Annotated in this window: 16 protein-coding genes; 8 read left to right on the top strand and 8 right to left on the bottom strand. The window is 66.1% G+C overall.

The window, feature by feature from the left end; all coding sequences use genetic code 11:
- Window positions 1–335: 335 nt before the first annotated feature.
- On the top strand, window positions 336–2,294 hold the full coding sequence (locus CRT60_RS00690; protein WP_098734539.1) for an O-linked N-acetylglucosamine transferase, SPINDLY family protein: 1,959 nt from the start codon (window positions 336–338) through the stop codon (window positions 2,292–2,294).
- Between the two features lie 44 nt (window positions 2,295–2,338).
- Here CRT60_RS00690 and fcl read toward each other — a convergent pair whose 3' ends face one another.
- Window positions 2,339–3,307, bottom strand: a complete 969-nt coding sequence (gene fcl, locus CRT60_RS00685; RefSeq protein ID WP_280177182.1) for a GDP-L-fucose synthase — start codon at window positions 3,305–3,307, stop codon at window positions 2,339–2,341.
- A 237-nt stretch (window positions 3,308–3,544) separates the two neighbouring features.
- Between fcl and CRT60_RS00680 the strand changes: the two genes are divergently transcribed.
- A complete protein-coding gene (locus CRT60_RS00680; RefSeq protein WP_244592193.1) occupies window positions 3,545–4,669 on the top strand; it encodes a glycosyltransferase family 4 protein in 1,125 nt (374 codons plus the stop codon).
- A 43-nt stretch (window positions 4,670–4,712) separates the two neighbouring features.
- A complete protein-coding gene (locus CRT60_RS00675; protein WP_098734536.1) occupies window positions 4,713–5,381 on the top strand; it encodes a formyltransferase family protein in 669 nt (222 codons plus the stop codon).
- Window positions 5,382–5,479: 98 nt separating this feature from the next.
- Here CRT60_RS00675 and CRT60_RS00670 read toward each other — a convergent pair whose 3' ends face one another.
- From CRT60_RS00670 to CRT60_RS35360, 3 genes are all read right to left on the bottom strand, one after another.
- Window positions 5,480–7,336, bottom strand: coding sequence for a tetratricopeptide repeat protein (locus tag CRT60_RS00670; protein ID WP_098734535.1), 1,857 nt, complete (start codon window positions 7,334–7,336; stop codon window positions 5,480–5,482).
- 267 nt (window positions 7,337–7,603) lie between these two features.
- Window positions 7,604–8,935 (bottom strand): glycosyltransferase family 10 domain-containing protein, encoded by a 1,332-nt coding sequence (locus CRT60_RS00665; RefSeq protein WP_098734534.1) that lies wholly within the window; start codon window positions 8,933–8,935, stop codon window positions 7,604–7,606.
- A 39-nt stretch (window positions 8,936–8,974) separates the two neighbouring features.
- Window positions 8,975–9,997 carry a hypothetical protein gene (locus tag CRT60_RS35360; RefSeq protein ID WP_143272947.1) on the bottom strand — a complete coding sequence of 341 codons (1,023 nt, stop codon included), beginning with the start codon at window positions 9,995–9,997 and terminating at the stop codon, window positions 8,975–8,977.
- A 353-nt stretch (window positions 9,998–10,350) separates the two neighbouring features.
- Here CRT60_RS35360 and CRT60_RS00660 point away from each other — a divergent pair, with 353 nt between their 5' ends.
- Both CRT60_RS00660 and CRT60_RS00655 read left to right on the top strand, forming a co-directional pair.
- Window positions 10,351–11,253 carry a hypothetical protein gene (locus CRT60_RS00660; RefSeq protein WP_143272945.1) on the top strand — a complete coding sequence of 301 codons (903 nt, stop codon included), beginning with the start codon at window positions 10,351–10,353 and terminating at the stop codon, window positions 11,251–11,253.
- 103 nt (window positions 11,254–11,356) lie between these two features.
- Complete coding sequence (locus CRT60_RS00655; RefSeq protein ID WP_098734532.1) at window positions 11,357–12,490, top strand: glycosyltransferase family 4 protein; 1,134 nt, start codon at window positions 11,357–11,359, stop codon at window positions 12,488–12,490.
- 36 nt (window positions 12,491–12,526) lie between these two features.
- On the opposite strand, the gene CRT60_RS00650 is transcribed toward CRT60_RS00655, so the two are convergent.
- The 3 genes from CRT60_RS00650 to CRT60_RS00640 are packed head-to-tail and all read right to left on the bottom strand — an operon-like array spanning window position 12,527 to window position 16,194.
- Complete coding sequence (locus CRT60_RS00650) at window positions 12,527–13,453, bottom strand: class I SAM-dependent methyltransferase (RefSeq protein WP_098734531.1); 927 nt, start codon at window positions 13,451–13,453, stop codon at window positions 12,527–12,529.
- Entirely contained in the window at window positions 13,446–14,204 is a 759-nt protein-coding gene (locus CRT60_RS00645) for a class I SAM-dependent methyltransferase (RefSeq protein ID WP_098734530.1), read from the bottom strand. Before CRT60_RS00645 ends, CRT60_RS00650 begins: the two co-directional genes overlap by 8 nt.
- Window positions 14,205–14,259: 55 nt before the next feature.
- Window positions 14,260–16,194 carry a tetratricopeptide repeat protein gene (locus CRT60_RS00640; RefSeq protein ID WP_098734529.1) on the bottom strand — a complete coding sequence of 645 codons (1,935 nt, stop codon included), beginning with the start codon at window positions 16,192–16,194 and terminating at the stop codon, window positions 14,260–14,262.
- Window positions 16,195–16,497: 303 nt separating this feature from the next.
- Between CRT60_RS00640 and gmd the strand changes: the two genes are divergently transcribed.
- From gmd to CRT60_RS00625, 3 genes are all read left to right on the top strand, one after another.
- The gene (gene gmd, locus CRT60_RS00635) at window positions 16,498–17,553 is read left to right on the top strand and encodes a GDP-mannose 4,6-dehydratase (RefSeq protein ID WP_098734528.1); all 1,056 of its coding nucleotides are present in this window, start codon (window positions 16,498–16,500) and stop codon (window positions 17,551–17,553) included.
- Window positions 17,554–17,610: 57 nt separating this feature from the next.
- Window positions 17,611–18,606, top strand: coding sequence for a GDP-mannose 4,6-dehydratase (locus CRT60_RS00630; RefSeq protein ID WP_098734527.1), 996 nt, complete (start codon window positions 17,611–17,613; stop codon window positions 18,604–18,606).
- Window positions 18,607–18,675: 69 nt separating this feature from the next.
- Window positions 18,676–19,107, top strand: coding sequence for a hypothetical protein (locus CRT60_RS00625; protein WP_098734526.1), 432 nt, complete (start codon window positions 18,676–18,678; stop codon window positions 19,105–19,107).
- A 29-nt stretch (window positions 19,108–19,136) separates the two neighbouring features.
- Here the strand turns inward: CRT60_RS00625 and CRT60_RS00620 are convergent, their stop codons facing one another.
- Window positions 19,137–21,011 carry an O-linked N-acetylglucosamine transferase, SPINDLY family protein gene (locus CRT60_RS00620; RefSeq protein ID WP_098734525.1) on the bottom strand — a complete coding sequence of 625 codons (1,875 nt, stop codon included), beginning with the start codon at window positions 21,009–21,011 and terminating at the stop codon, window positions 19,137–19,139.
- Between the last annotated feature and the right edge of the window lie 182 nt (window positions 21,012–21,193).

Raw genomic sequence — 21,193 nt, 5'->3', positions numbered from 1 at the left:
GTCGCGAAAGCAAGGTCTTCATACCGTTCGGTCACCCGGTCTCGATCGACCATGCGCTCCTTGGGGCCCAGGGGCGCGACGAAGCGCGGGGCGTCTGCCACTTGCGGACGATGTATAACCACGCGATTCCGCTGGAATAGCAGAATTGGCCCAACAGCGGCAAGCCATCTGTCCCAGGGCCCCTCCGTCATCCATCATATGTCTCCCCCCCATGTGGCCATTGCGGCACATCCATCCGGAGACGAGATGCCGCTTGCGGCAGCGCATGGTCATTGCTATCGACCGGCAGGACGGCTCTTCTGCCGACGACGACTTAACGCCAAGCGGTCAGCCCGATGAAAAAGCCTTCACGCAAGCAGGCCAGGGCCAAGCGCCCGGCCATTCCGGCCCCCTCCCCGCAGAGCACGGCTCCGGCGGTTTCGGCAGGGGACGCCGGCTTCGGCCGGGCGCTTGGCCTGCACCGGGAAGGCCGGACGGCCGAGGCGGAGGCCGGATACCGCGCCGTGCTGGCTGCCGATGCGGGCCACACCAACGCCAACAACAACCTCGCCATCATCCTGCGCGCCCGCGGCGACTGGGAGGAGGCGCTGGGCTGCTACCGCCGGGCGCTCGCCCGCAACGCGGCCGATCCCTTCGTCCACAGCAACCATGGCTGCCTGCTTCAGGACATGGGCCGAAGCGCCGAGGCGGAGGAGGCGCTGCGCACCGCCATCCGGTTGAAGCCCGAGTATGCCGAGGCCCATTTCAACCTCGCCAACATCCTGCGCACCCTTGGCGACCGCGAGGCGGCCAAGGCCGCCTATGGCGAGGCGCTGCGCCTGAAGCCGGACATGGCGGCGGCGCTGTGCAACCTGGGCGACCTGCACAAGGGGGCGGTCGAACTCACCCGCGCGGTGGAGTGCTTCGTCGCCGCGCTGAAGGCCGATCCGAAATCGGCCGAGGCCTGGAACAACCTGGGCGAAACGCTGAAGGAGATGGGACGCATCGAGGAGGCGGTCACCGTCTTCCAGAAGGGGCTGGAGGCGCATCCTGCCCACGCCCTGATGCATTCCAACCTGCTGCTGGCCCTGCACTACACCCCGGCCGTTCCGGCCGAGACCATCTTCAGAGCCCATATGGCATGGGCACAGCGCCATGCCGACCCGCTGCTGCCCGCCGGCAGGCCCCATGCCAACCTGCGCGATCCCGATCGCCGGCTGCGCATCGGCTATGTCTCGCCCGACTTCTGCGCCCATTCGGTCGCCTTCTTCGCCGAGCCGCTGATCCGCGAGCATGACCGCGGGCACTTCGAGGTCTTCTGCTACCCCGCGTCCGCACGCTCCGACGCGGTCACCGAACGGCTGAAGGGGCTGTCCGACGGCTGGCGGTCGCTGGTGGGGGTGGACGATGCCCGCGCCGCGGCGCTGATCGAGCAGGACGGCATCGACATCCTGGTCGACCTGACCGGCCACACCGCCAACAACCGGCTGACCCTGTTCGCCCGCAAGCCGGCGCCGGTGCAGGCGACGTGGCTGGGCTATCCCGACACCACCGGCATGCGTGCCATCGACTGGCGCTTCAGCGACGCCATCGCCGAGCCGCCGGGCGAGGCCGACCGGCTGAGCGCGGAACGCATCGTCAGGCTGCCGCAGGGTTTCCACAGCTACCGCCCGCCGTTGGACGTCGCCCTGCCGGCCGAACCGCCGTTCCACGCCAACGGCCATGTCACCTTCGGCTCCTTCAACAACACCTCCAAGGTGACGGGGGAGGTGGTGCGTGTCTGGTCGGAGATCCTGAAGCGGGTGCCGGGCTCGCGCCTGATCGTCAAGAGCGCCCAGATGGGCGACGAGGAAACGCGCCGGCGCTATCTGAACACCTTCGTCCAGTGCGGGATCGACGCCGGCCGGATCGAGCTTCTGGCCCGCATCGACGCGGCCGATGGGCACCTGCGCGCCTACGACCGCATCGACATCGGGCTCGACCCTTTCCCCTACAACGGCACCACCACCACCTGCGAGGCCTTGTGGATGGGGGTGCCGGTGGTGACGCTGACGGGCGCCAACCATGTCGCCCGCGTCGGCGCCAGCCTGCTGACCCATTGCGGCCTGACGGAGCTGGTGGCCTCCGACATGGAGGGCTACATCGCCACCGCAGTGGCGCTCGCCGGCGACCCGGGCCGGCTGGACCGGTTGCGCCGGACGATGCGCAGCCGGCTGAACGCCGCCCCGCTGACCGACTACAAGGGCTTCGCCCGCGGGGTCGAGGCGGCCTATCGCGCCATGTGGCGCGACTGGGTGGCGCGCAGCGCCGCCTGAGGCAAAAGAGGAGAGGGCCGCGGCAGGCTTCGCCGCCCGGGGGGTCACACCCCCCGCAGGCCGCCGCGGTCGACAGTCTCCAGGAACCAGCGGTAGGTGGTGGCGAAGCCGTCGCGCAAGGACGTGGGCGCGGTCCAGCCCATCCCGCTCATCCGGCTGACGTCCATCAGCTTGCGCGGGCTGCCGTCCGGCTTGGAGGTGTCGTAGCGGAACTCGCCCTCATAGCCGACGACATCGCGGATCAGCTCGGCCAGCTCGCGGATCGACACCTCGCTTCCAGTGCCGACATTGACGTGCGGCTCGCCCGAATAATGCTGGGCCAGGAAGACCAGGCCATCGGCCAGATCGTCGGCAAACAGGAACTCGCGCCTGGGCGCCCCGGTGCCCCACAGCTCGACGAAGGGCAGCCCCTCCACCTTGGCCCGGTGGATCTTGGCCAGCAATGCTGCGGCGACATGCCCGCCCTGCAGGTCGAAATTGTCGTTCAGGCCGTAGAGGTTGGTCGGCATCGCCGAGATGAAGTCGCAGCCATACTGGCGCCGGTAGGCCTGACACATCTTGATGCCGGCGATCTTGGCGATGGCATACCACTCGTTGGTCGGCTCCAGCGGGCCGGTCAGCAGGGCGTCCTCGCGCATCGGCTGCTCGGCCAGCCGCGGGTAGATGCAGGAGGATCCCAGGAAGACCAGCTTCTTCACGGCCGTCCGGTAGGCGCCGTGGATGATGTTGGTCTCGATCGCCAGATTGTCGTAGAGGAACTCGGCCGGCCGGGTGGAGTTGGCGAGGATGCCGCCGACGGTGGCGGCGGCGACGAAGACCACGTCCGGCTTCGCTTCGGCCATCCAGTCCTCGACCTGCGACTGGCGGCGCAGGTCGACGCGGTCGCGCCCGACGGTGAGCAGGTCGCAGGGTTCGCGCTCCAGCCGGCGGACGACGGCGGCGCCCGCCATGCCGCGATGCCCGGCCACCCAGACCCGTTTGCCCTCCAGGGAGAAAAGCGATTCCGTCCGCACCTTGAGCACCATCCCGCTATGGAAAGCCGCCGCTGTCGTAGCATCGGGCAGGCGGGGAATCCAGTCCGCTCCGCTCGGCTTGACAAGCGCCGCCCCGGCGCGGGATCTTCCCGCCGCTCGGCGCCCGTCTGGGCGCCCGCCTGGGCTGGCGGACCTGCACCCAGAATTGGGGTTTCCATCATGATTCCGAACTTGGCTTTCACCTGGCAGCTCACGGAGGTCCACGGTTGGGGACTGGTGGGTGTCCACACCGCCCTCTACCTCGCCGATGCCGGGCGGCCGCCGCTGCTGCTGGAAAAGCCGCTGATGGGCACCCTGCGCCCGGAAAACCGCGAAAAGCTGCAGCCGTTGGAAGCCCCCTACCAACAGGTCGCCGCCATGGCCGACAACGCCAAGGGCCACATGCTGCTGCTGAAGGAGTTCGACGTCCTGCACGCGCTGGGCAACGGCTTCACCGCAGGCGGTCCGTCGACGCGCTTCCGCGGCCGGCGCAACATCGGCGTCATCGCCTATGAGGAGACCCGCTTCACGCCCGAGGTGATGGCCCGCGCCCGCCAGTACGACCGCATCGTCGTGCATTCCACCTACAACAGGCAGCTTCTGGAGATCTGGGGCTTCGACAATGTCGGCCTCGCCTTCCAGGGCATCGACCCGACCGAGATGGTGGAGGCCGAGCCAAGCGGCCGCTTCGGCGACCGCTTCGTCGTCTTTTCCGGCGGCAAGCTGGAGTTCCGCAAGGGCCAGGACATCGTGCTGGCCGCCTTCCGCGCCTTCCGTCAGCGCCATCCCGACGCGCTGCTGGTCACCGCCTGGCAGAACGCCTGGCCGGAAGTCGGCATGACGATGGCGGAATCGCCGCTGGCGCCGAAGCCGCCGCGGGTCCTGCCCAACAACATGATCGACGTGAAGAGCTGGGCGATGGAGAACGGCGCCGACGAGGAGGGCTTCGTCGATCTGGGCTTCCTCGGCCGCCACCAGATCGCCGGGATCCTCGCCGACTGCCATGCCGCCGTCTTCCCCAACCGCTGCGAGGGGGCGACCAACCTCGTCGCCATGGAGGCGATGGCCTGCGGCGTTCCGGTGGTTCTGTCCAACAACACCGGCCACCGCGACCTGCTGAAGAGCCCGACCCAGGGCGACGACCTGTGCCTGACGCTGGACCGTCAGGTTCCGGTCGCCGACCGCGACGGCAGCCGCTTCGGCTGGGGCGAATCCTCGGTCGACGAGCTGGTGGAGGCGCTGGAGCGGCTCTACGCCGACCGCGCTGCGGCCAAGGCGCGCGCCGCGCGCGCCAAGGCCTTCATCCGCACCGAGCGCAGCTGGCGCGCCTTCGCCGAGGCGTTCGTCGACGCCACGCAGTGAAGCCGGGGCTTTCGCCAGGATTTTCGAGGGAGGAGGCCCGGCCATGCCCGCCACCCTGATCCTGTTGGCCCAACCGGGGGATGCGCGCCATCTTGCCGCCATCCTCGCCGGAGCCAACCACGACCTGACCGTCGTGACGGTCGCCGACCGCCCCCAGCTGGAAGCCGCGATGGCGGACCGTGGGCAAATCGACCGCCTCGTCGCCTTCCGGACCAACTGCGTGGTGCCGGCGGAGCTGCTGCGGCGGGTTTCGGGCCCCTCCTACAATTTCCACCCGGCCCCACCCGCCTATCCCGGCCGCCACCCCTTCGCCTTCGCACTCTATGACGGGGTGGCGCAGTATGGGGTCACCGCCCACGAAATGGTGGAGCGGGTGGATGCCGGCCCGATCGTCGGCGCGCTCAACTTCGCCCTGCCCGCCGATCCCGACCCGGTCTGGCTGATCGACCAGGCCCATACCGCGCTGGTCCATCTGTTCGTGATACTGGCGCCCCAGCTGGCGGCGACCGACCGGCCTCTGCCCCGCACGGAGCTTGCCTGGGACCACAGCCGCCGCTGCACGGCCAAGGCGCTGGACGACCTCCGCACCCTGCCCTCCGACATCGGTGCGGAAGAAATGGAACGCCGCATCCGGGCCTTGCGCAGCGTCGAGCAGGAGGGGCTCCGCCCCCGCATCGCCCTGCATGGCCGCCGCTTCGTGCTGGAGGATTAGAGTTTGTCTGATGCTTATTGAAGCACCAGACAAACTCTAAGCTTTTGGTTTTCCGTGTGATTCACGCTTCAAGCGATTCCGCTTGAACCGATCGCACTCTACACCCCGTCGAGAGCGTCGAGCAGACGGCGGGCGGCGGCGTCCCAGGTGAAATTGTCCATCAGATGACGGGCGGCGTCGCGGCGCTCCCCTTCCGGGTCGCGGATGACGCGGGACAGGATGTCGGCCGCGGCGTCCTCGTCCGGATGCCACCAGTCCAGCCCATGGAAGGGCTGGTAATAGGCGCTGCTGTACGGCATCAGCGCCGGGCCGGTGGTGCAAGGGATCAGGTGGGCGACCCGGTCGTTCAGATAGGCGGTGTAGGCGCTGTGCCGGGGCGCAATCAGCCCGGCCCCCAGGCAGCCGGCGCGGGTGATCGGCAGGTCCCAGCCCTCGCCATGCGACAGGCTGAGATAGTGGGTGGCCACGGCATAGAGGCCGGCAATTCCCGCATCGTCGTAGCGGTCGGTCAGCAGGGCGATGGGAGCCGCCTCATCCAGCCGCCGGCCGGTGGCACGCATGCCCTCCTCGACCAGACGGCGCATCTCGCCCATGAGGGACGACCCGCCCTTTCCCACCTTCAGGATCAGGATCGCATCGTCGCCGGCACGGGTGCCGCGCAGCCAGACCCGCAGCAGCCCGGCGAGATTCTTGCGCGCGACGAAGTCGGAGATGTTGAGAACCCGCACCCGGTAATCCATCACGCTGCGTCCGCCGGGACCGACGATGGGCAGCGGCTGCGCCGCCGCATCGGCCGGATGGGGGGCGATGCCGGGCGGGCAGACGCGGATGCGGTCTTCGGGATGGCCGGCGGCGATCCAGGCCAGGCGCGAGGAGTCGGTCGGCACGACGACCATCTCGTGGGCCCGATTGCAGACGGCCCAGGAGTCCGGGATGCGCGGCCCCTCGAACATGGTGTAGTTGACCGTCGGCAGGCCGGGGACCGGCTCCACCAGCGGCGGGGTCAGCACGCTGAGCGCCAGCCGCGCCCGCACCGGATCGCCGAGGCGCCGGGCGGCGGCCTGCAGGATCGGGTCGGTGAAGGCCGGGCGCCAGCTTTCCTCCCCCATCAGCCCGGCCAGCCGCAGGGTCGTCCCGCATTCCATCAGGCTGCGCACGAAATGCTGGGCGAAGTCGCCATAGCCGGACAGCACGGAGAAGGGGGCGCGGACCAGCAGCCCCTCCGGCGTGTGGGGCCGCTGGGCATCGGCGGCGACTTGGCGGTAGAGCCGGGCGCGGGACAGTGTGGGATCGCCCTGCGCAATCCCCTGGACGGTCGGCGGCTTGCCACCCGATGGAGGGGTGTCGCCGGACGGGGCGCCTCCCGCCGCCAGCAGGGTCTCTTCCGCCAGATCCGGACGGCCGAGCGACAGCCAGGCCGCGGCCAGATGGGTGCGGGCATCGGTATGGCCGGGATGCCGGGCCAGGACGGGGGTCAGCACCCCCACCGCCCCGGCATGGTCGCAGTGCGACAGCAGGGCCACCGCCAGCAGGACCTGCCGGTCGGGATCGGTGGGGCACAGCCGGGCGGCATGGGTCATGTGGCGCGTGGCCGCCACGTAATCGCCGGCCCCGTGCAGCAGGTTGCCGAGACGGCCGTGCGCATCGGGATCGCCGGGCGTCAGCAGGCAGGCGACGCGCAGATGGCCGAGGGCCTCCCGCCTGGCTCCGCGCGCCAGCATCGCCGTCGCCAGATTGATGCGCCCCTGCGCGAACAGCGGATGGCCGGCAATCAGCCGATGCAGCATCCGCTCCGCCTCGTCCAGCCGGTCCGACTGGTAGAGGATGGCGCCCGCCAGGCTCAAGGCGTCGCGGTCGACGGGATCCTCGCGCAGCACCTGCTCGACCAGGGACAGCGCCTCGTCCCGGCGCCCGGCCTTGTACAGTTCGATGGCGCGATCGGTGACATGTCCCATGGCGTGGCCTTGACCGGGAAAGAACAGGGGAAAGCGGACGCCCTTGCTTGCGCATGGCACAAGCAAGCCATATGCGCTGGATGCTTGGGAAGAGCGCTCCTTTTGCATCAGCGGCATAGCACAGGCCAATTTTCCGGGTCAATTGAAGCCCTTGGCCCCAGGCCTGCGTCATGGACGTGAACCGCGCCGGTCTTGGTCAGTGCAGCCGGACGATTGCCTTTAAACGTTTCTTCCACCTTCCAGCCCAGGGAAGCGGCGCAAACGCCCTCAACGGCGATCGGAAAAGGCGGACTGGGGATACAGCGTCACTTGGCGCCAGAGGCTTCCCGTAGCATCGGCGCAAACCTCTGCCAAGCGATTGAACATATTATGTCCATTCAGGATCGCGGCACGCTGACGTCCCAACAGGGGACCGACATCCGAATGCCGGTGCCTTTCCATGAAGTCCACGATCTTCCGGTAGGCCCCTTCAGGATCATGAATGTCGATCCCGCACAGGGTATGCGGATCGAACATCTCGTTTACCTTCCTGCATCCGTGATAAATCGGGATGGACCACCCAAGGTAGGCATCGGAGAGCTTTTCCGTCCAATATCCATCGTTCTGGAAATTTTCCAGGCACAAGTGGAATTTGTATGGAGAAATTGCTGACCACTTGTCAGGAATTTCACAATATCCTCTCCCGTACAGGTGAAGACTATCCCCCATCAGAGACTGCAGCTTCGTCAGAAATTCCACCCGCGCCCGATGTCCTTCGGTGAAGGTCTTGTCCGAAACAACGGCGGACACGGCGAACGCCTTTTCCATACCGGTCAGGGACGCCAGGAAATCGTAATCGATTGGCCCCGCTCCCGGCCATGGCTCGTTTCCGGACAGGCCAACATGCCAGGGCAAGGGAATTTGGGATGTCAGGACGCGTGGATGCGGCATGCCGGCGTGCGGCGTGACGATCAGGTCGAACTGTTCAATGAATGCCTGGCTGTATCGGGAAATGGACGGCGGTTCACCAGTCGCAAGGACCAGATTCCCCTGACGGCAGGTCACCGCTCTCGGCATGTCCAGGTCTTCGAAGACCACCACCCAGTCCGACCGCCCTCCATCCTGGTTCGCGACGAAGCGATGGCTTCCCCACTCCCCCCGAGCCCCTGGGGTCTGCCGCAACCAGGACTGATCCCTCCACTTGTAAAGCAGGTTAACGCTGATCGGGTGGCGCTGCGCACCATTTTGCCCGACCGTCACGGCAAGGGGGGTGGCGAGAATGCGCTGACGGCTTTCGATATCGGCCAGTTCGGCTTCGACCTCCGCATCACCGGGAAGGAACCGCTGCACCTGCTTGTAGTAGGCTTCCGCATCATTCAGCAGGTTGAGGCGCTTGGAGAGCGTTCCAGCGAACCTCATCAGCATAGGATGGTTTGGATTGAGCACCATCGCCCGCTGCAGAAAGCGCAGCGCCTGCCGGTCATTCTTGATGCCATCGCAGGCCTGGGCGATGATGAACCACTGATTGGCATCGGCAGGATTGTGCAACAGTTCCTGGATGCATTGCCTCAGAAGGGTCTTGAACTGGTCATGAGCAGTGAACTGAAGGCGCTGTCGCATCGACCACCCGAAGCCTTTGGGAGCGGGTTTTCTCGCTCGTTACTGGAAAGGGTAAAGTGCGGCCAGCCTGGGATAACGTGCCCGCCGATTTTCCCGGTAATTGACCGGTACGTTTCCGGTTCTAAGACGGTCGATGTTCTCACGCACATATTGCGGAGAATTATGCCGCATCGGTATGATTTTCTCAAAAAGCCTTAGAGTGGGATTGGAGCACAGATAAGTCTCCGCATCTCCGTCGGCAGGTCTGTAAAGCCAATGATTGCATTCGATGGCGACATCGATATAGTTTTCGAATCCGGTGTGCGAAAAACTTTGCAGCTTCTGGTATATGGCCGATTTTCCGAAGCAGAATGAGTATTCGAAACAGATATCTACATCCCTTTGAATTCCAAAGTTATGCCCACGGCTCCTCAGAAGAGAAAGCGGCCTCCCGCTTTCCTTGATATACTTGATGGTTTGAAACGGCACATGGAAGTCACCATTGCTGCGGTTGTCGAAATCATACCAATGCCGGATGCGCGGCACGTTGAAAGGCTTTCCACCAATCTGCTGAAGGCAATTGATCAGGATCTGCGCACGGATATCAGAAGAGAAGTCAACGGATTCATCAACATCAGTGACTATGACCCATGTATCTTCCGGAAAATGTTCGGAAATATAGGAAAAACCACTTTGCCTTTGCTGATATTCTCGTGAGAACATGACAGCTTCATCGTCAAGCATCCACGCAGGTCTGTAATCCAAGGAGATATCCTTGAATGGTTCCTTCATCTCGATAAGGATTATCTTATCGAGAAAATCAGAAAACCTCGGATCGCTATCAAGGATGCGTCTCAGAAAAAGCCCCTTCGGCTTCTGGCGAAAATTATAGGCGTGCTCGACAATAACCCAAGAACTTACAAATCTCTTTTCAAGATGAAGCTTGACCAGAAGAAGCTCCACTTCATCCGCGTCACCCATCATGAAAGTGTCAACAATATTCAAGCACGCTTTCCTTTCTAAAAGGCCGAAGCAGGTCGTTGCGGAAAGATCAGGCGGCTGCCGTGGAACCATGGGCAGCATAAGCATTTATCCTTCAAGCCAGTCAAGTCCGCAGCGGCAAGGAAACTCCCCTGTCGAAGTCGTGATCCGGAACTCCGTTCCGGGCTCTTGGTTCGGACATAGGCCGCACCTGGGGAACAGCACCGGAGGAAACGTCAGGGACGTGGAGCATGCCCTCCATCGTTGGAAACAAATGAACACCGACCGTCGACGGCACTTTGCCGCTCTTCCATGCGCAGCGGGGCCATGGCAAAAGTAGCCTCTGCATTCGATGCTCAGCATCGTCCCATGGCCCAGGGCAGGATCGGCATGGGGAACCGTCCATCATCCCAAATCCGGCCTGCAGCGGCTGCGACAGAACATCAGGATCACATATGGGCAAGGTTGCAATTATCACGGGAGCTGACGAGAAATATTTTAATATACTTTGGAGTTTCCTAAGATCTATTAAGTTCTTTGAAGAAACCCGTAACATAGATTGCTATGTAATCGATGCAGGGCTAAATTACGATCAGAAGAAGAAGCTAGAAAGTATTCATGTCCCGACCGTTGAGATCGGGTGGGGATTTTCCTTCATTGAAGGAGATCTCGCAAAATCTTTGCCTCAACGTGTCAAATGCCTGACAGCGCGGCCATTCCTGCCGGATTTTTTCCCTGGCTACGATCATTATTTCTGGATGGATGCAGACACCTGGATCCAGTCCGGCAAGGCGCTGACCCCCTTCGTCGCAGCGGCCGACACCGCCGATATCGCGATCGTCCCGGAACTGCATCACCTCAGCGACTATCTGTACGATGCCGACAGCCTTCCCCGCACCCGGCACCGGCACATCTATGGGCTGGTCTATGGGCCGGAGACCGGGCACAGGCTTAGCATGCTGCCGGTGCATAATGCCGGCGTGTTCGCCGCCCGCGCCAGCAGCCCGCTGTGGGGGCTGTGGCGCGAGGAAATGGGCACGGCGATCGTGCGCTCGCAAGTCCTGAACTGCGATCAGGCCGCGCTGAACCAACTTCTCTACAGCCGTGCCCTGACCGCCGCCCGTCTGCCGCCCGAATACAACTGGGTCTGCAGCGCGATCGCGCCCAGTTGGGACAGGGACAGGGGGGCATTCGTCTCTCCCGGCCCGCTGCCACGCCGCATCCAAGTGATGCACATCACCGGAGCTGCCCTTTTGCAGGAGTTGCACGACATACCCTGCCATCAGGGCGGCATCGTCTCCCGCAGTCTCCTGTGCCCGTTCCCGCAGGTGGTGCTCGACACCCGGCCGATCCCTTGAAGCTGGCAGAGAGTCTATGAAACAGGCCCGCGCACGTCCTATAACCGCCGTCCGGCGGCAGTCGGCCCCCCTCACCTGCCTCTCCTGAAAGGCGTTTCGACCCATGAAGCTCCTCCTCATCGACTCCCGCCTGACGAAGGCGAGCGATGCCTACAGCGAAACGGAAGGAATGGGTGGGATCGCCTCGTCGCTGATCTACCTGTCCGACTGCCTCGCCGCCGAGGGGCATGGGGTCGTGCTTGCCATCGGCGGCGGCCAGGATGCGCGCCGCAGCGGGGTCAGGATCGTCGACTGCACCAAGATCACCGCCGGGGACCTGACCGGGACCGACGCGGTCATCGTCAGCAACAACGCCGACAACGTGACGGCGTTGAAGCGCTTTCTCCCCTCCGTGCCCGTCTTCCTGTGGGTCCACATCCAGCACGACGTGTGGTTCCACGACCTGAAGTGCCTGGCCCACTATCTGGACACCGACCACGCGCGCTCGGCCGACGGCATCGTGTTCGTCAGCGAATGGCAGAAGCGGATCTTCCTGGAGAAGTTCAGGGACACCATTCCGGCGGAGCGGTGCCATGTGATCCGCAACGCCTGCAACCCCTTCGTCCTGCGGCGGCGTGACGACGAGGCGGGGCTGTTCGCGACCAAGCGGGCGGCGCTGGAGGTGGCCTATGTCTCGGCGCCGACGCGCGGTCTGGAAACCCTGCTGAAGCTGTGGCCGGCGGTGCGGGCGGAATGCCCGGCCGCAACGCTGGCCGTCTATTCCGGGCAGTCGATCTACGGCGTCGCGCAGGCCGACGACCCGATCCACCGCCTGCTCAGCGGCATGACGATGGAAGGCGTCGACTATCGCGGCCCGCTTTCCCATGCCCGCCTGACCGAGCGGCTGCTGGACACCGCCGTCGTCGCCTACCCCACCGCCTTCGAAGAGACCTCCGGCATCGCCCCCATCGAGGCGCTCGCCGCCGGCTGCAGCCTCGTCTGCACGGACCGCGGCGCGCTGCCGGAAAGCGCGGCCGGCTTCGCCACCATGGTTCCCTACGGGGAAGGCGGGGAAGATTTCGAAAAGGCCTTCACCGACGCCCTGGTCGCCAAGATCGGGCAGTGGAGCGACGGCGACGGAGCGGACCTCCAGGCGTCGCTCCGGCACCAGCGGCAGGCGATCGGCGCCAATTACCGCTGGGAGAACCGGGCACTGGAATGGAAGTCGCTGATCGCCCTGTACCGGACGGGTTTCTGACCGGGGCGGCAGCGAACGGGGCGGCGAAGGGGGCGGTCAGTCCGGCCGCTTGCGCGCCACGAAGATGATCGGGGTTTCCCAATGCAGGCGCCGGGCGAGCCAGATCGCCGGCTCCAGCAGGCCGGAGCGGTGGACGAAGGTGACGATGCGCTTGGCGACCGACAGCGCCGCCCAGTCGCCGAAGCCCAGCGTGCGCAGCCGCTGCTCGAAGACGCTCCAGCCCCAGTCCAGCACCTCCAGCCGGCCGGGGTGGCGGCGGAGCCAGCGGTCGAACCAGGGGCGGTCGATCAGGTTGAGGGTGTCGACATAGGATGGGTCGCGGCCGAACAGCCGGACATAGAGCTTCGCCAGCCCGGCCGGCATCCGCGGCAGCCACAGGATGCCGTAGTGCCCCTCCCACCAGGAACCGTAATTCGGCACGACGATCAGCAGCAGCCCGCCCGGCTTCAGCACGCGCAGCGCCTCGTCCAGCACCGCCGCCGGATCGCCGACATGCTCCAGCACGTTGGAGGAATAGACGATGTCGAAGCTGGCGTCCGGAAAGGGGATCGCCTCGCCGGTGGCGTCGCGCACCGCGTCCGCCGGCAGGCCGTAATGGTCGATCAGCCGGCGGCAGACGTCGAGCGTGGAGCTGTATTCGCCCATGCTGGGCTCGATGCCGTGGATGTCCAGCCCGTGCGCCGTGCGCCCGCGCACCACGGTCATGCCGCAGCCGGACCCGACCTCCAGGATGCGGGCCTTGTCGGCATCGACGCCGGCGGCCGCGGCCGTGCGCCGCAGTTCCGCCACCTGTTCGTCGGCGCGCGCCTCCGACAGCATGTCGCGCACGACGTCCTTCACCGGCACGCGGGTGACGCCGCCGATGAAGCCGCTGTCGATGTAGCCGCGGGACAGCAGCCGGCCCAGTTCCTCCCAGTCGGGGGGAGCGATGCGGCTTTCCTGTCCCGCCGCCGTCTCAGCCATTCTTCGTCGCCCGGATCACGAAGATCGTGGCGCTCTTCATCCGGCCCAGCCGGTCCTGGATGCATTCCGCCTTGAAGCCGTTGCGCTCGAACAGCGCGACGATCTCCTCGATCGAATAGAAGGTCTTGTAGGGCGGATAGTACCAGTCCTCGACCTGGGCCTGGATCGACACGTTGTCGGCGCGGCGGTTGATCTCCTGCCCCTTCAGCGCGCAGGCGACCTTGGTCAGGCCGGTGAAAAAGCCGCCGACCAGCTTGCGCCGGGCCGGCGTGTCCATGTAGGCGCGGCAGAAATGGCGCACGCCCTCATGCACCGGCGACAGCCAGGTCTTCAGGTAGAGGCCAAGATAGACGGTGCCGCCCGGCTTGGTGACGGCCATCAGGTTGCGCATGACCTTCATCGGGTCGGGCGCCATCATCGCGACCCCCCAGCACCAGACCAGATCGAACGGACCGAGGCCGGTATCCAGTTCCTGGAGATCCTGGTGGTGGAACTCGATGTTGTCGCGGCCGAAGCGCTGGGCCTGCTGGCGGGCGGTGGCGAGGCTGTCCGACGAGACGTCGACCGACACCACCTGCTCCGCCATTTCCGACAGGATGACGGAGCAGATGCCGTGGCCGCAGCCGGCATCCAGCGCCCGTCCGATCTGCCGCTCGGTCAGCGTCTCCAGCATGTACTTCTTGGTCTCGTCGTAGATCGGCACGAAACGGGGCCAGAAGTCGTCGTAGAATTCCTTGGTCGCGAGATCCATGGGGCTGCCCTCCCGCCCTTGTGAGGGCGTCGCATTGATCGTGATGGTGGTGGTCTTAAGGGGTGCCGGACGAACTCGTCCAGGGGGAATAGGGCCGGATCCGCTGCGCCGCCGCATCCGGTTCGACGAACAGGCGGGCGTTGCGGTTCAGCAGGGCCGCCAGCTGGCTGTAACCGCTCTGGGCGCTGACGCCCAGCACGTCGGCGTTCATCAGCACGTGGAAATCCTGCAGGAACTCCAGCCCCTTCCACGGCTCCACCGCCCCGTCCTTCGCCAGATCGTCGAGCGAAACCGGCGCGAACTCCGCGAAGTCGCCGATGGTCGCCGGGTCGTCGGTGGCGATGTACAGCACCGGCCGGTCCAGCGTCGGCCACAGCGCCTTCAGCCAGTCGACGTACCAGGAGGTCTCGGTGATGGTGTAGCGGAACCAGACGAAGTCGCCGCGACGGATGTGCAGGGCCACCACCGTGTTGCCGCGCGCCTTCAACGCCTGCATCACCGGATCGACATAAGGCAGCCAGTCGGGCCGGGGCCGCAGCCAGGACTGCACCCGCTCGCGCCACTCCTCGCGATAGTCGAACAGGAACAGCGGCGAGAGGATGTCGACGCCGGGACGCGGGTCGTCGCGCCGCCCGGTCACCAGGTCGTTCAGGATGCGCCGGCCGAAATGCATCGGCTTCAGCCCGCCGCCGGGCCTGGGATCGTCGAGATCGAAGTAATGGCCGCCGACCCAGTCCGGCGTCTCCAGCCGGTAGCCGTACGTCTCGGCATAGAGCCGCAGCAGCACATATTCCAGGGCGTTGTGGGCGAAGCGGCCATGGGTCGCCAGCGTGGACGAGCAGATGCGCGGCTGGGACGGGTCGGGGTTGGCCGGACGCTCCAGCCGACGGCCCTGCCGGGCCAGGGACTGCTGCAGCCCGGCGATCGACTTCACGGTGAAGAAGCGGCTGCCATGGCCATGAACCCCGGCCAGCACCTCCACCGCGCGGTCGGTCTCGCCGGCGGCCAGCCAGTTCTCGGCGACCGCGGTCAGGCATTCGATGCGGAACATGCCGGGATCGGCGGCATGCGGATAGCGGTAGTCGGCGAAGAAGCGCCGGGCCTCCTCATGCCGCCCCTGGCGCGCCAGCAGGGCCGACAGCATGTCGATGGCACCGGGAACGTCGCTGCCCGGCCGGATCAGCGCCAGCCGCAGCACCTGCTCCGCCTCGGCCAGCCGGCCGAGGCCGGTCAGCACGTCGGCCAGCCGGGTCAACGCCAGAGTGACGCCGGCCCGCGCCGCGCCGGCATAGCTGTCGACCGCCTCATCGGCCAAGCCAGCGGCATGCTGGGCATTGCCCTGGTTGTAGAGTGTCCCCCCCTGCCCCGGCTCAAGGGTGAGTGAGCGGCGGAAGGAGATCAAGGCGCCGGAAGGATCGCCCAACTCAAGCTGGATGTTTCCAAGCTTCGCATAGGCACTGGCAAAGCCCGGATGCAGGGCGAGCGCGTTTCGCTGGCTTGCCTGCGCCTCTTCCACCGCTCCATTCTGCCGCAGCGCGATTCCGAGGTCATGATAGCTTTCGGGACGCTGGGGGTTCAGCCGCAATGCGCGCCGATAGGCCACAGCGGCCGTCGCCCAGTCGCGCGGCCCGCCACGCCCGCCCAGCAGCGAGGCAAGCGCCTGATGCGCCCCTTCCAGCGACGGATCCAACTGGATCGCCCGGCGGTACGCCGCGGCGGCGGCATCGATCCGGCCAAGTTCGGACAGGGTGCTGCCAAGGTTGCAGGTGGCGTCCGCCATCTCCGGCGCGACGTCGAGAGCGGCCCGGATCAGGTCCAGCGCCTTGTCCCGGCGGTTCTGGCGCCGCTCGATCAGCCCCAGCAGATGCAGGGCATGGGCATTGCGCGGATCGACCTCCAGAATGCGCAGATAGAGCGCGCGCGCCTCGTCCAGGCGGTCGGCACGCTGAAGTCCCACGGCGATCTGCAATGCTTCGGCGACGGTAGCCATGACAATCCGTGCTGTGCGACCTCCGGCCCCGGCTCCACGGCCGCACCCGACCGGGGCCGCCGGGGATGGCCGGCCCGTTCGGCGCGCACCCTATCGTTCCGCGATAGGCGCTTCAACTCCGTTCGTGCCCCCCGGCTTCTCCATCACGCCGCCGCGGCGCTGCCGGAGAGCCGCCGGAGACCGGATGCCGCGCCCCGGGACCCCGTGCCTTATCTGGGATCGGGCGCAACGCCCCTTGCCTTGCCAGGATCCTTTGAGGATAGTGCCCGATCATTAACGCCGTACAGATCAAGGGTCGGTCCTTTGCGCAAAGTTGCCCTCATCACCGGCGCCACCGGCCAGGATGGCGCGTATCTTGCCGAGCTTCTGCTGGGGAAGGGCTATATCGTCCACGGCATCAAGCGCCGGTCATCGTCCTTCAACACGGGGCGGGTGGAGCATCTCTACCGGGATCCGCATGAGGAGGATGTCAGCTTCTTCATGCATTACGGCGACCTGACGGACAGCACCAACCTGATCCGCCTGGTCCAGCAGGTGCAGCCGACCGAGATCTACAATCTGGCGGCGCAGAGCCACGTGCATGTGAGCTTCGAGACGCCGGAATATACCGCCAACGCCGACGGCATCGGCACGCTGCGTCTTCTGGAGGCGATCCGCATCCTGGGCCTGGAGAAGAGCGCGCGCTTCTACCAGGCCTCCACCTCGGAGCTGTACGGCAAGGTGCAGGAGACGCCGCAGCGGGAGACCACGCCCTTCTACCCGCGCAGCCCCTATGCCGCAGCCAAGCTGTACGCCTACTGGATCACGGTGAACTACCGCGAGGCCTATGGGATGCACGCCAGCAACGGCATCCTGTTCAACCATGAAGGCCCGACCCGCGGCGAGACCTTCGTCACCCGCAAGATCACCCGCGCGGTGGCCAGCATCGAGCAGGGCCGCCAGGACTGCCTGTATCTCGGCAACCTGGACGCCAAGCGCGACTGGGGCCATGCGCGCGACTATGTCGAGGGCATGTGGCGCATCCTGCAGCAGGACGAGGCCGACGACTACGTGCTGGCCACCGGCGAGACCCACAGCGTGCGCGAGTTCGTCGAGTTGGCCTTCGGCCATATTGGCCGCGGGATCGAATGGCGCGGCGAAGGCGTGAACGAGGAAGGCATCTGCCAGAAGACCGGCAAGGTGGTGGTCCGCATCGACCCACGCTATTTCCGCCCGACCGAGGTCGACCTGTTGCTGGGCGACCCCAGCAAGGCGCGCGAGAAGCTGGGCTGGACCCACACCACCGCCTTCCGCGATCTGGTCCGGGAGATGGTCGAGTCCGACATGCGTCTCCTCGCCGACGGCGACGATCACCGCTGACACAAGCCACCCGCGACCGCCCAGTGACCGCCCAGCAACCGATGTAGGCGCCGTCCGATGACCATTGGAGGAATGACCCGAAGCGAGCCGAGGACCGCACTGATCTTCGGCGTTTCGGGCCAGGATGGCGCCTATCTCTCCCAGCTCCTGCTGGACAAGGGCTATGCGGTCCACGGCACCTCGCGCGACCGGGAGATGGCGGGCTTCGCCAACCTGCGGCAGCTCGGCATCTTCGGCCGGGTGATCCTCCATTCCTCCGTGCTGACCGACTTCCGCAGCGTGGTCGAGGTCATCGCCCGTGTCCGGCCGGCCGAGATCTACAATCTCGCCAGCCAGGCCTCGGTCGGGCTGTCCTTCGACCAGCCGGTCGAGACGCTGAACAGCACCATCTCCAGCACCATCAACATTCTGGAAGCGATCCGCTTCCTGAAGCTGGACACCCGCTTCTACAGCGCCTGCTCCAGCGAATGTTTCGGCAACACCGAGGCGCCGGCGGACGAGACCACCCCCTTCCATCCGCGCAGCCCCTATGGCGTCGGCAAGGCCGCCGCCTTCTGGGCGGTCGCCAACTACCGCGAGGCCTACGGCCTGTTCGCCTGCTCCGGCATCCTGTTCAATCATGAATCGCCGTTGCGGCCCACCCGTTACGTCACGCAGAAGATCATCCGCGGGGCCGCCGACATCGCCGAGGGCAAGACCGACGTCCTGGAACTGGGAACGCTGTCGATCGCCCGCGACTGGGGCTGGGCCCCGGAGTATGTCGACGCCATGGCCCGTATGCTGGCCCTGGACGAACCCCATGATTTCGTGATCGCCACCGGCGAGGCGAACCGACTGGAGGAGTTCGTCGCCCAGGCCTTCTCCTGTTTCGGCCTAGACTGGCGCCGGCATGTCAGGGGCAATCCGGACCTGCTCCGCCCCTCGGACATCGCCTTCAGCGTGGGCAACTCCGCCAAGGCGGAACGGCTGCTGGGATGGCGTGCCGAACGCCGCATGACCCACGTGGTCGCCGGTCTGGTCGAGGCAGAATTGGCACGCCGGTCGGTCGCCTGAGCCCCCGTCCCAATTCGCTTTCCGGGAGCCTCGCCCGTCCGGAACAGCCTTCCGAAGAAAGCCCGTCCCATGTCGGCCAGGAGCAAGCTCGTCATCAACATCGAGGTGGACGACCGCACCGTCCTGTTCCCGGACGGCAAGTTCCTGTCCCACATCGCCTTGCATGAAGGCGAAGCGGCGGACGGCAAAGGCGCCTTGCGGTTGGAGGGCCTCTTCCTGTTCAACGAGAGCCGGCTGGGGCCGGCGATAGCCTCCCTGGATGTCGAGGACGCCCGCGAACTGGCCCGGTCGATCCTGGACGCCGTGTTCCAGGGCCGCACCCAGCATGTCCTGTCGGAGACGGCCAAGATCGCGGTGGTCTTCAACCCGAACGGCTTTGTCCTGCGCTTCGGTGAAGGGGCGGCCCTGCGCGAGCTGTTCATCGGCTCTCCCGCCATCGTCCGGCTGGCCCAGGGCGTCCTGCGGATGGCCGACCGCCTGTCGGCGCTGCCCACGCACTGATCCCCCCAAACGGCTTGGCCGCGCTCCAGTCAGGGCGTCTCCTGAAAAAAGCGCTCGATCGCCCGGATCGAGGCCCCGTCGTCGAACAGAACGGCGCTTCGCTCAAGGATGCGCTGCCGGACTTGGGCGCGCAGCCGCTGATCGGTGCCGAGCCGGACCGCCCGGTCGACATAATCGGCCGGATCGCTCGCCACGCAGTCGTCAAGCCCCATCAGCGTGTAGAAACCCAGGGTATGGCGTCCGCGCATGAAGGCGCCGGGCCAAGTCACCACCGGCGTGCCGAAGGCCAGAGCCTCCAAGCTTGTCTTGCCACCGCTATAATGGAACGGGTCGAGCATGACATCGGCGTCGGCGGTCAGTGCGATGAAATCCGCGGTCCCCAGCCCCGGCAGCAGATGGATGCGGCCGGCCACATCGGGTCCCTTGGCGCCCAGCCGCTGCGTCAGCGCAGCGCCTTGGCCGCGCGGATCGACAAAGACGAGGATGCCGTCACGGTCCCGTCGCAGAATGGCGATCAGGGCGTCGTCATAGGCGGGATGAATCTTGAACAAGCTCTGCGGACAGAGGTAGAGCCGGCTTTCGGTGGCCAGGCCGAAGTCGATGCGGGTCTTGCGCGGTTCGGCCAGCCGCGGGCGCCGGTAGCAGACGGTCGGGCCCGGCAAGCGGATCAGGCGTTCGCTGTAATGAGCCTCGCCATCCTCCGGCTCCATCGCATCGCAGCTCAAGAAGACGTCCAAGGTGGGAATGCCGGTGGTGTCCGGATGCCCCCAGCTCAGGCATTGCCGCGGCGCCAGCCGGGCAAAGGCAAGGAAGTAGGTGAAGGGCGACATGCCGATGTCGGTATAGTACAGGACATCCAGGCGCGCCTCGGCGATGATACGCCGTGCGGCATCGAGATCGCGCGGAATGTCGACCGCGCGGTCCGCCACAGTGCGCAGGTGGCGCCGCAGGTCGTCGTCCGGCCCTGGCGTGAGGAACAGCACCACCTCGAAGCGCTCGCGCGACAGCCACTCGATCAGCCCCTCGTTCAGCATGCCGATGGTGTGGTTGTGGAAATAGTCGGAGATGAAGCCGACGCGGAGCCGCCGACCGGCCCTGTCCTCGGCCGCACCGGGCCATCCGGACTCCCGGCAATGCGCGGCGGTGTAGAGCAAGGAGGGGCAAGCCTCCTGGTACAAGGCAGCCAGCTCGCCGTTCAAGGCACGATTGTCGAGCCCATGATAGGACAGAAAAAAGGACGTGACGCCGACCTCGCGCAGCGGGTCGTCGATGCGCAGGCCGTGCTCGCGCGCCTGTCGCAGCACCGCGGCGCAATGGGCGCGGCTTTCCTCGATCTCGGTCGCTGAGCGGGGAATGGCCGGCAAGGTCAGCGCCTCGCGCACCAAAAGCCCGTCTCCTCCGCCCAGCCGCCAGGCCCGGCGGTAAGCCCGCCGCGCCTCCTCCAGTCGGCCGGCGCGCTGGGCAACGATGGCAACCTTGCGGTAGGCCTCTGCCACATTGGGTTCCAGCGCCAGCCGATGCCTCAAGGGAATGAGCGCTTGCGGGTTATCGCCCTGCTCGCTCATGCCGCTTCCCAACCCGTCGAGCAACCGGGCATCGCCCGGCCGCAGCCGCAAGGCGCGATGGAAGGCCGCATCGGCTTTGAGACCAAGGGAATGGAGCAGGATGGCCAGGTTCACCGCATAGACCGGCTGGCCCGGATCAAGAAGCATGGCCGTGCCAATGTGGGCCAGCCCCTCCTCGCCATGGCCGGATGCGCACAAGGCGGTGCCGAGCATGTGCCGGGTGACGGCATGATCGGGCGCCAGCCGCAGCACCTCCCGCGCGAGCGCCGCTGCATCGGCGAAATGCCCGGCGGCATGACGCTGCTGGGCATGGGTAAAGACATCTTGGATCGAGGCCATCGGGAGCCGGAACACCGCTTACCGGAATAGGTCCGCACAAAGAGAAAGGGGGCGCCCCTGCGGGCGCCCCCCCTCTTTTACCATGCTTGGGCTCACGCCCCCAGCCATCAACCGAGGTTGATGTCGGAGAGCGAGAGGACCGTGCCGTTGTACACGCCGAGCAGCCGGACCTCGGTGGCGGC

The sequence above is a fragment of the Azospirillum palustre genome, assembly GCF_002573965.1.
GTDB classification, from domain to species: Bacteria; Pseudomonadota; Alphaproteobacteria; order Azospirillales; family Azospirillaceae; genus Azospirillum; species Azospirillum palustre.
This window is presented reverse-complemented; position numbering and strand designations above follow the sequence as displayed.

Bases quoted from the DNA above. Each gene is read 5' to 3' on its own strand.
- CRT60_RS00690 (WP_098734539.1), top strand. From the start codon at position 336: ATGAAAAAGCCTTCACGCAAGCAGGCCAGGGCCAAGCGCCCGGCCATT.
- CRT60_RS00675 (WP_098734536.1), top strand. From the start codon at position 4,713: ATGCCCGCCACCCTGATCCTGTTGGCCCAACCGGGGGATGCGCGCCAT.
- CRT60_RS00670 (WP_098734535.1), bottom strand. From the start codon at position 7,336: ATGGGACATGTCACCGATCGCGCCATCGAACTGTACAAGGCCGGGCGC.
- CRT60_RS00665 (WP_098734534.1), bottom strand. From the start codon at position 8,935: ATGCGACAGCGCCTTCAGTTCACTGCTCATGACCAGTTCAAGACCCTT.
- CRT60_RS35360 (WP_143272947.1), bottom strand. From the start codon at position 9,997: ATGCTGCCCATGGTTCCACGGCAGCCGCCTGATCTTTCCGCAACGACC.
- CRT60_RS00660 (WP_143272945.1), top strand. From the start codon at position 10,351: ATGGGCAAGGTTGCAATTATCACGGGAGCTGACGAGAAATATTTTAAT.
- CRT60_RS00655 (WP_098734532.1), top strand. From the start codon at position 11,357: ATGAAGCTCCTCCTCATCGACTCCCGCCTGACGAAGGCGAGCGATGCC.
- CRT60_RS00650 (WP_098734531.1), bottom strand. From the start codon at position 13,453: ATGGCTGAGACGGCGGCGGGACAGGAAAGCCGCATCGCTCCCCCCGAC.
- CRT60_RS00645 (WP_098734530.1), bottom strand. From the start codon at position 14,204: ATGGATCTCGCGACCAAGGAATTCTACGACGACTTCTGGCCCCGTTTC.
- CRT60_RS00640 (WP_098734529.1), bottom strand. From the start codon at position 16,194: ATGGCTACCGTCGCCGAAGCATTGCAGATCGCCGTGGGACTTCAGCGT.
- CRT60_RS00630 (WP_098734527.1), top strand. From the start codon at position 17,611: ATGACCATTGGAGGAATGACCCGAAGCGAGCCGAGGACCGCACTGATC.
- CRT60_RS00625 (WP_098734526.1), top strand. From the start codon at position 18,676: ATGTCGGCCAGGAGCAAGCTCGTCATCAACATCGAGGTGGACGACCGC.
- CRT60_RS00620 (WP_098734525.1), bottom strand. From the start codon at position 21,011: ATGGCCTCGATCCAAGATGTCTTTACCCATGCCCAGCAGCGTCATGCC.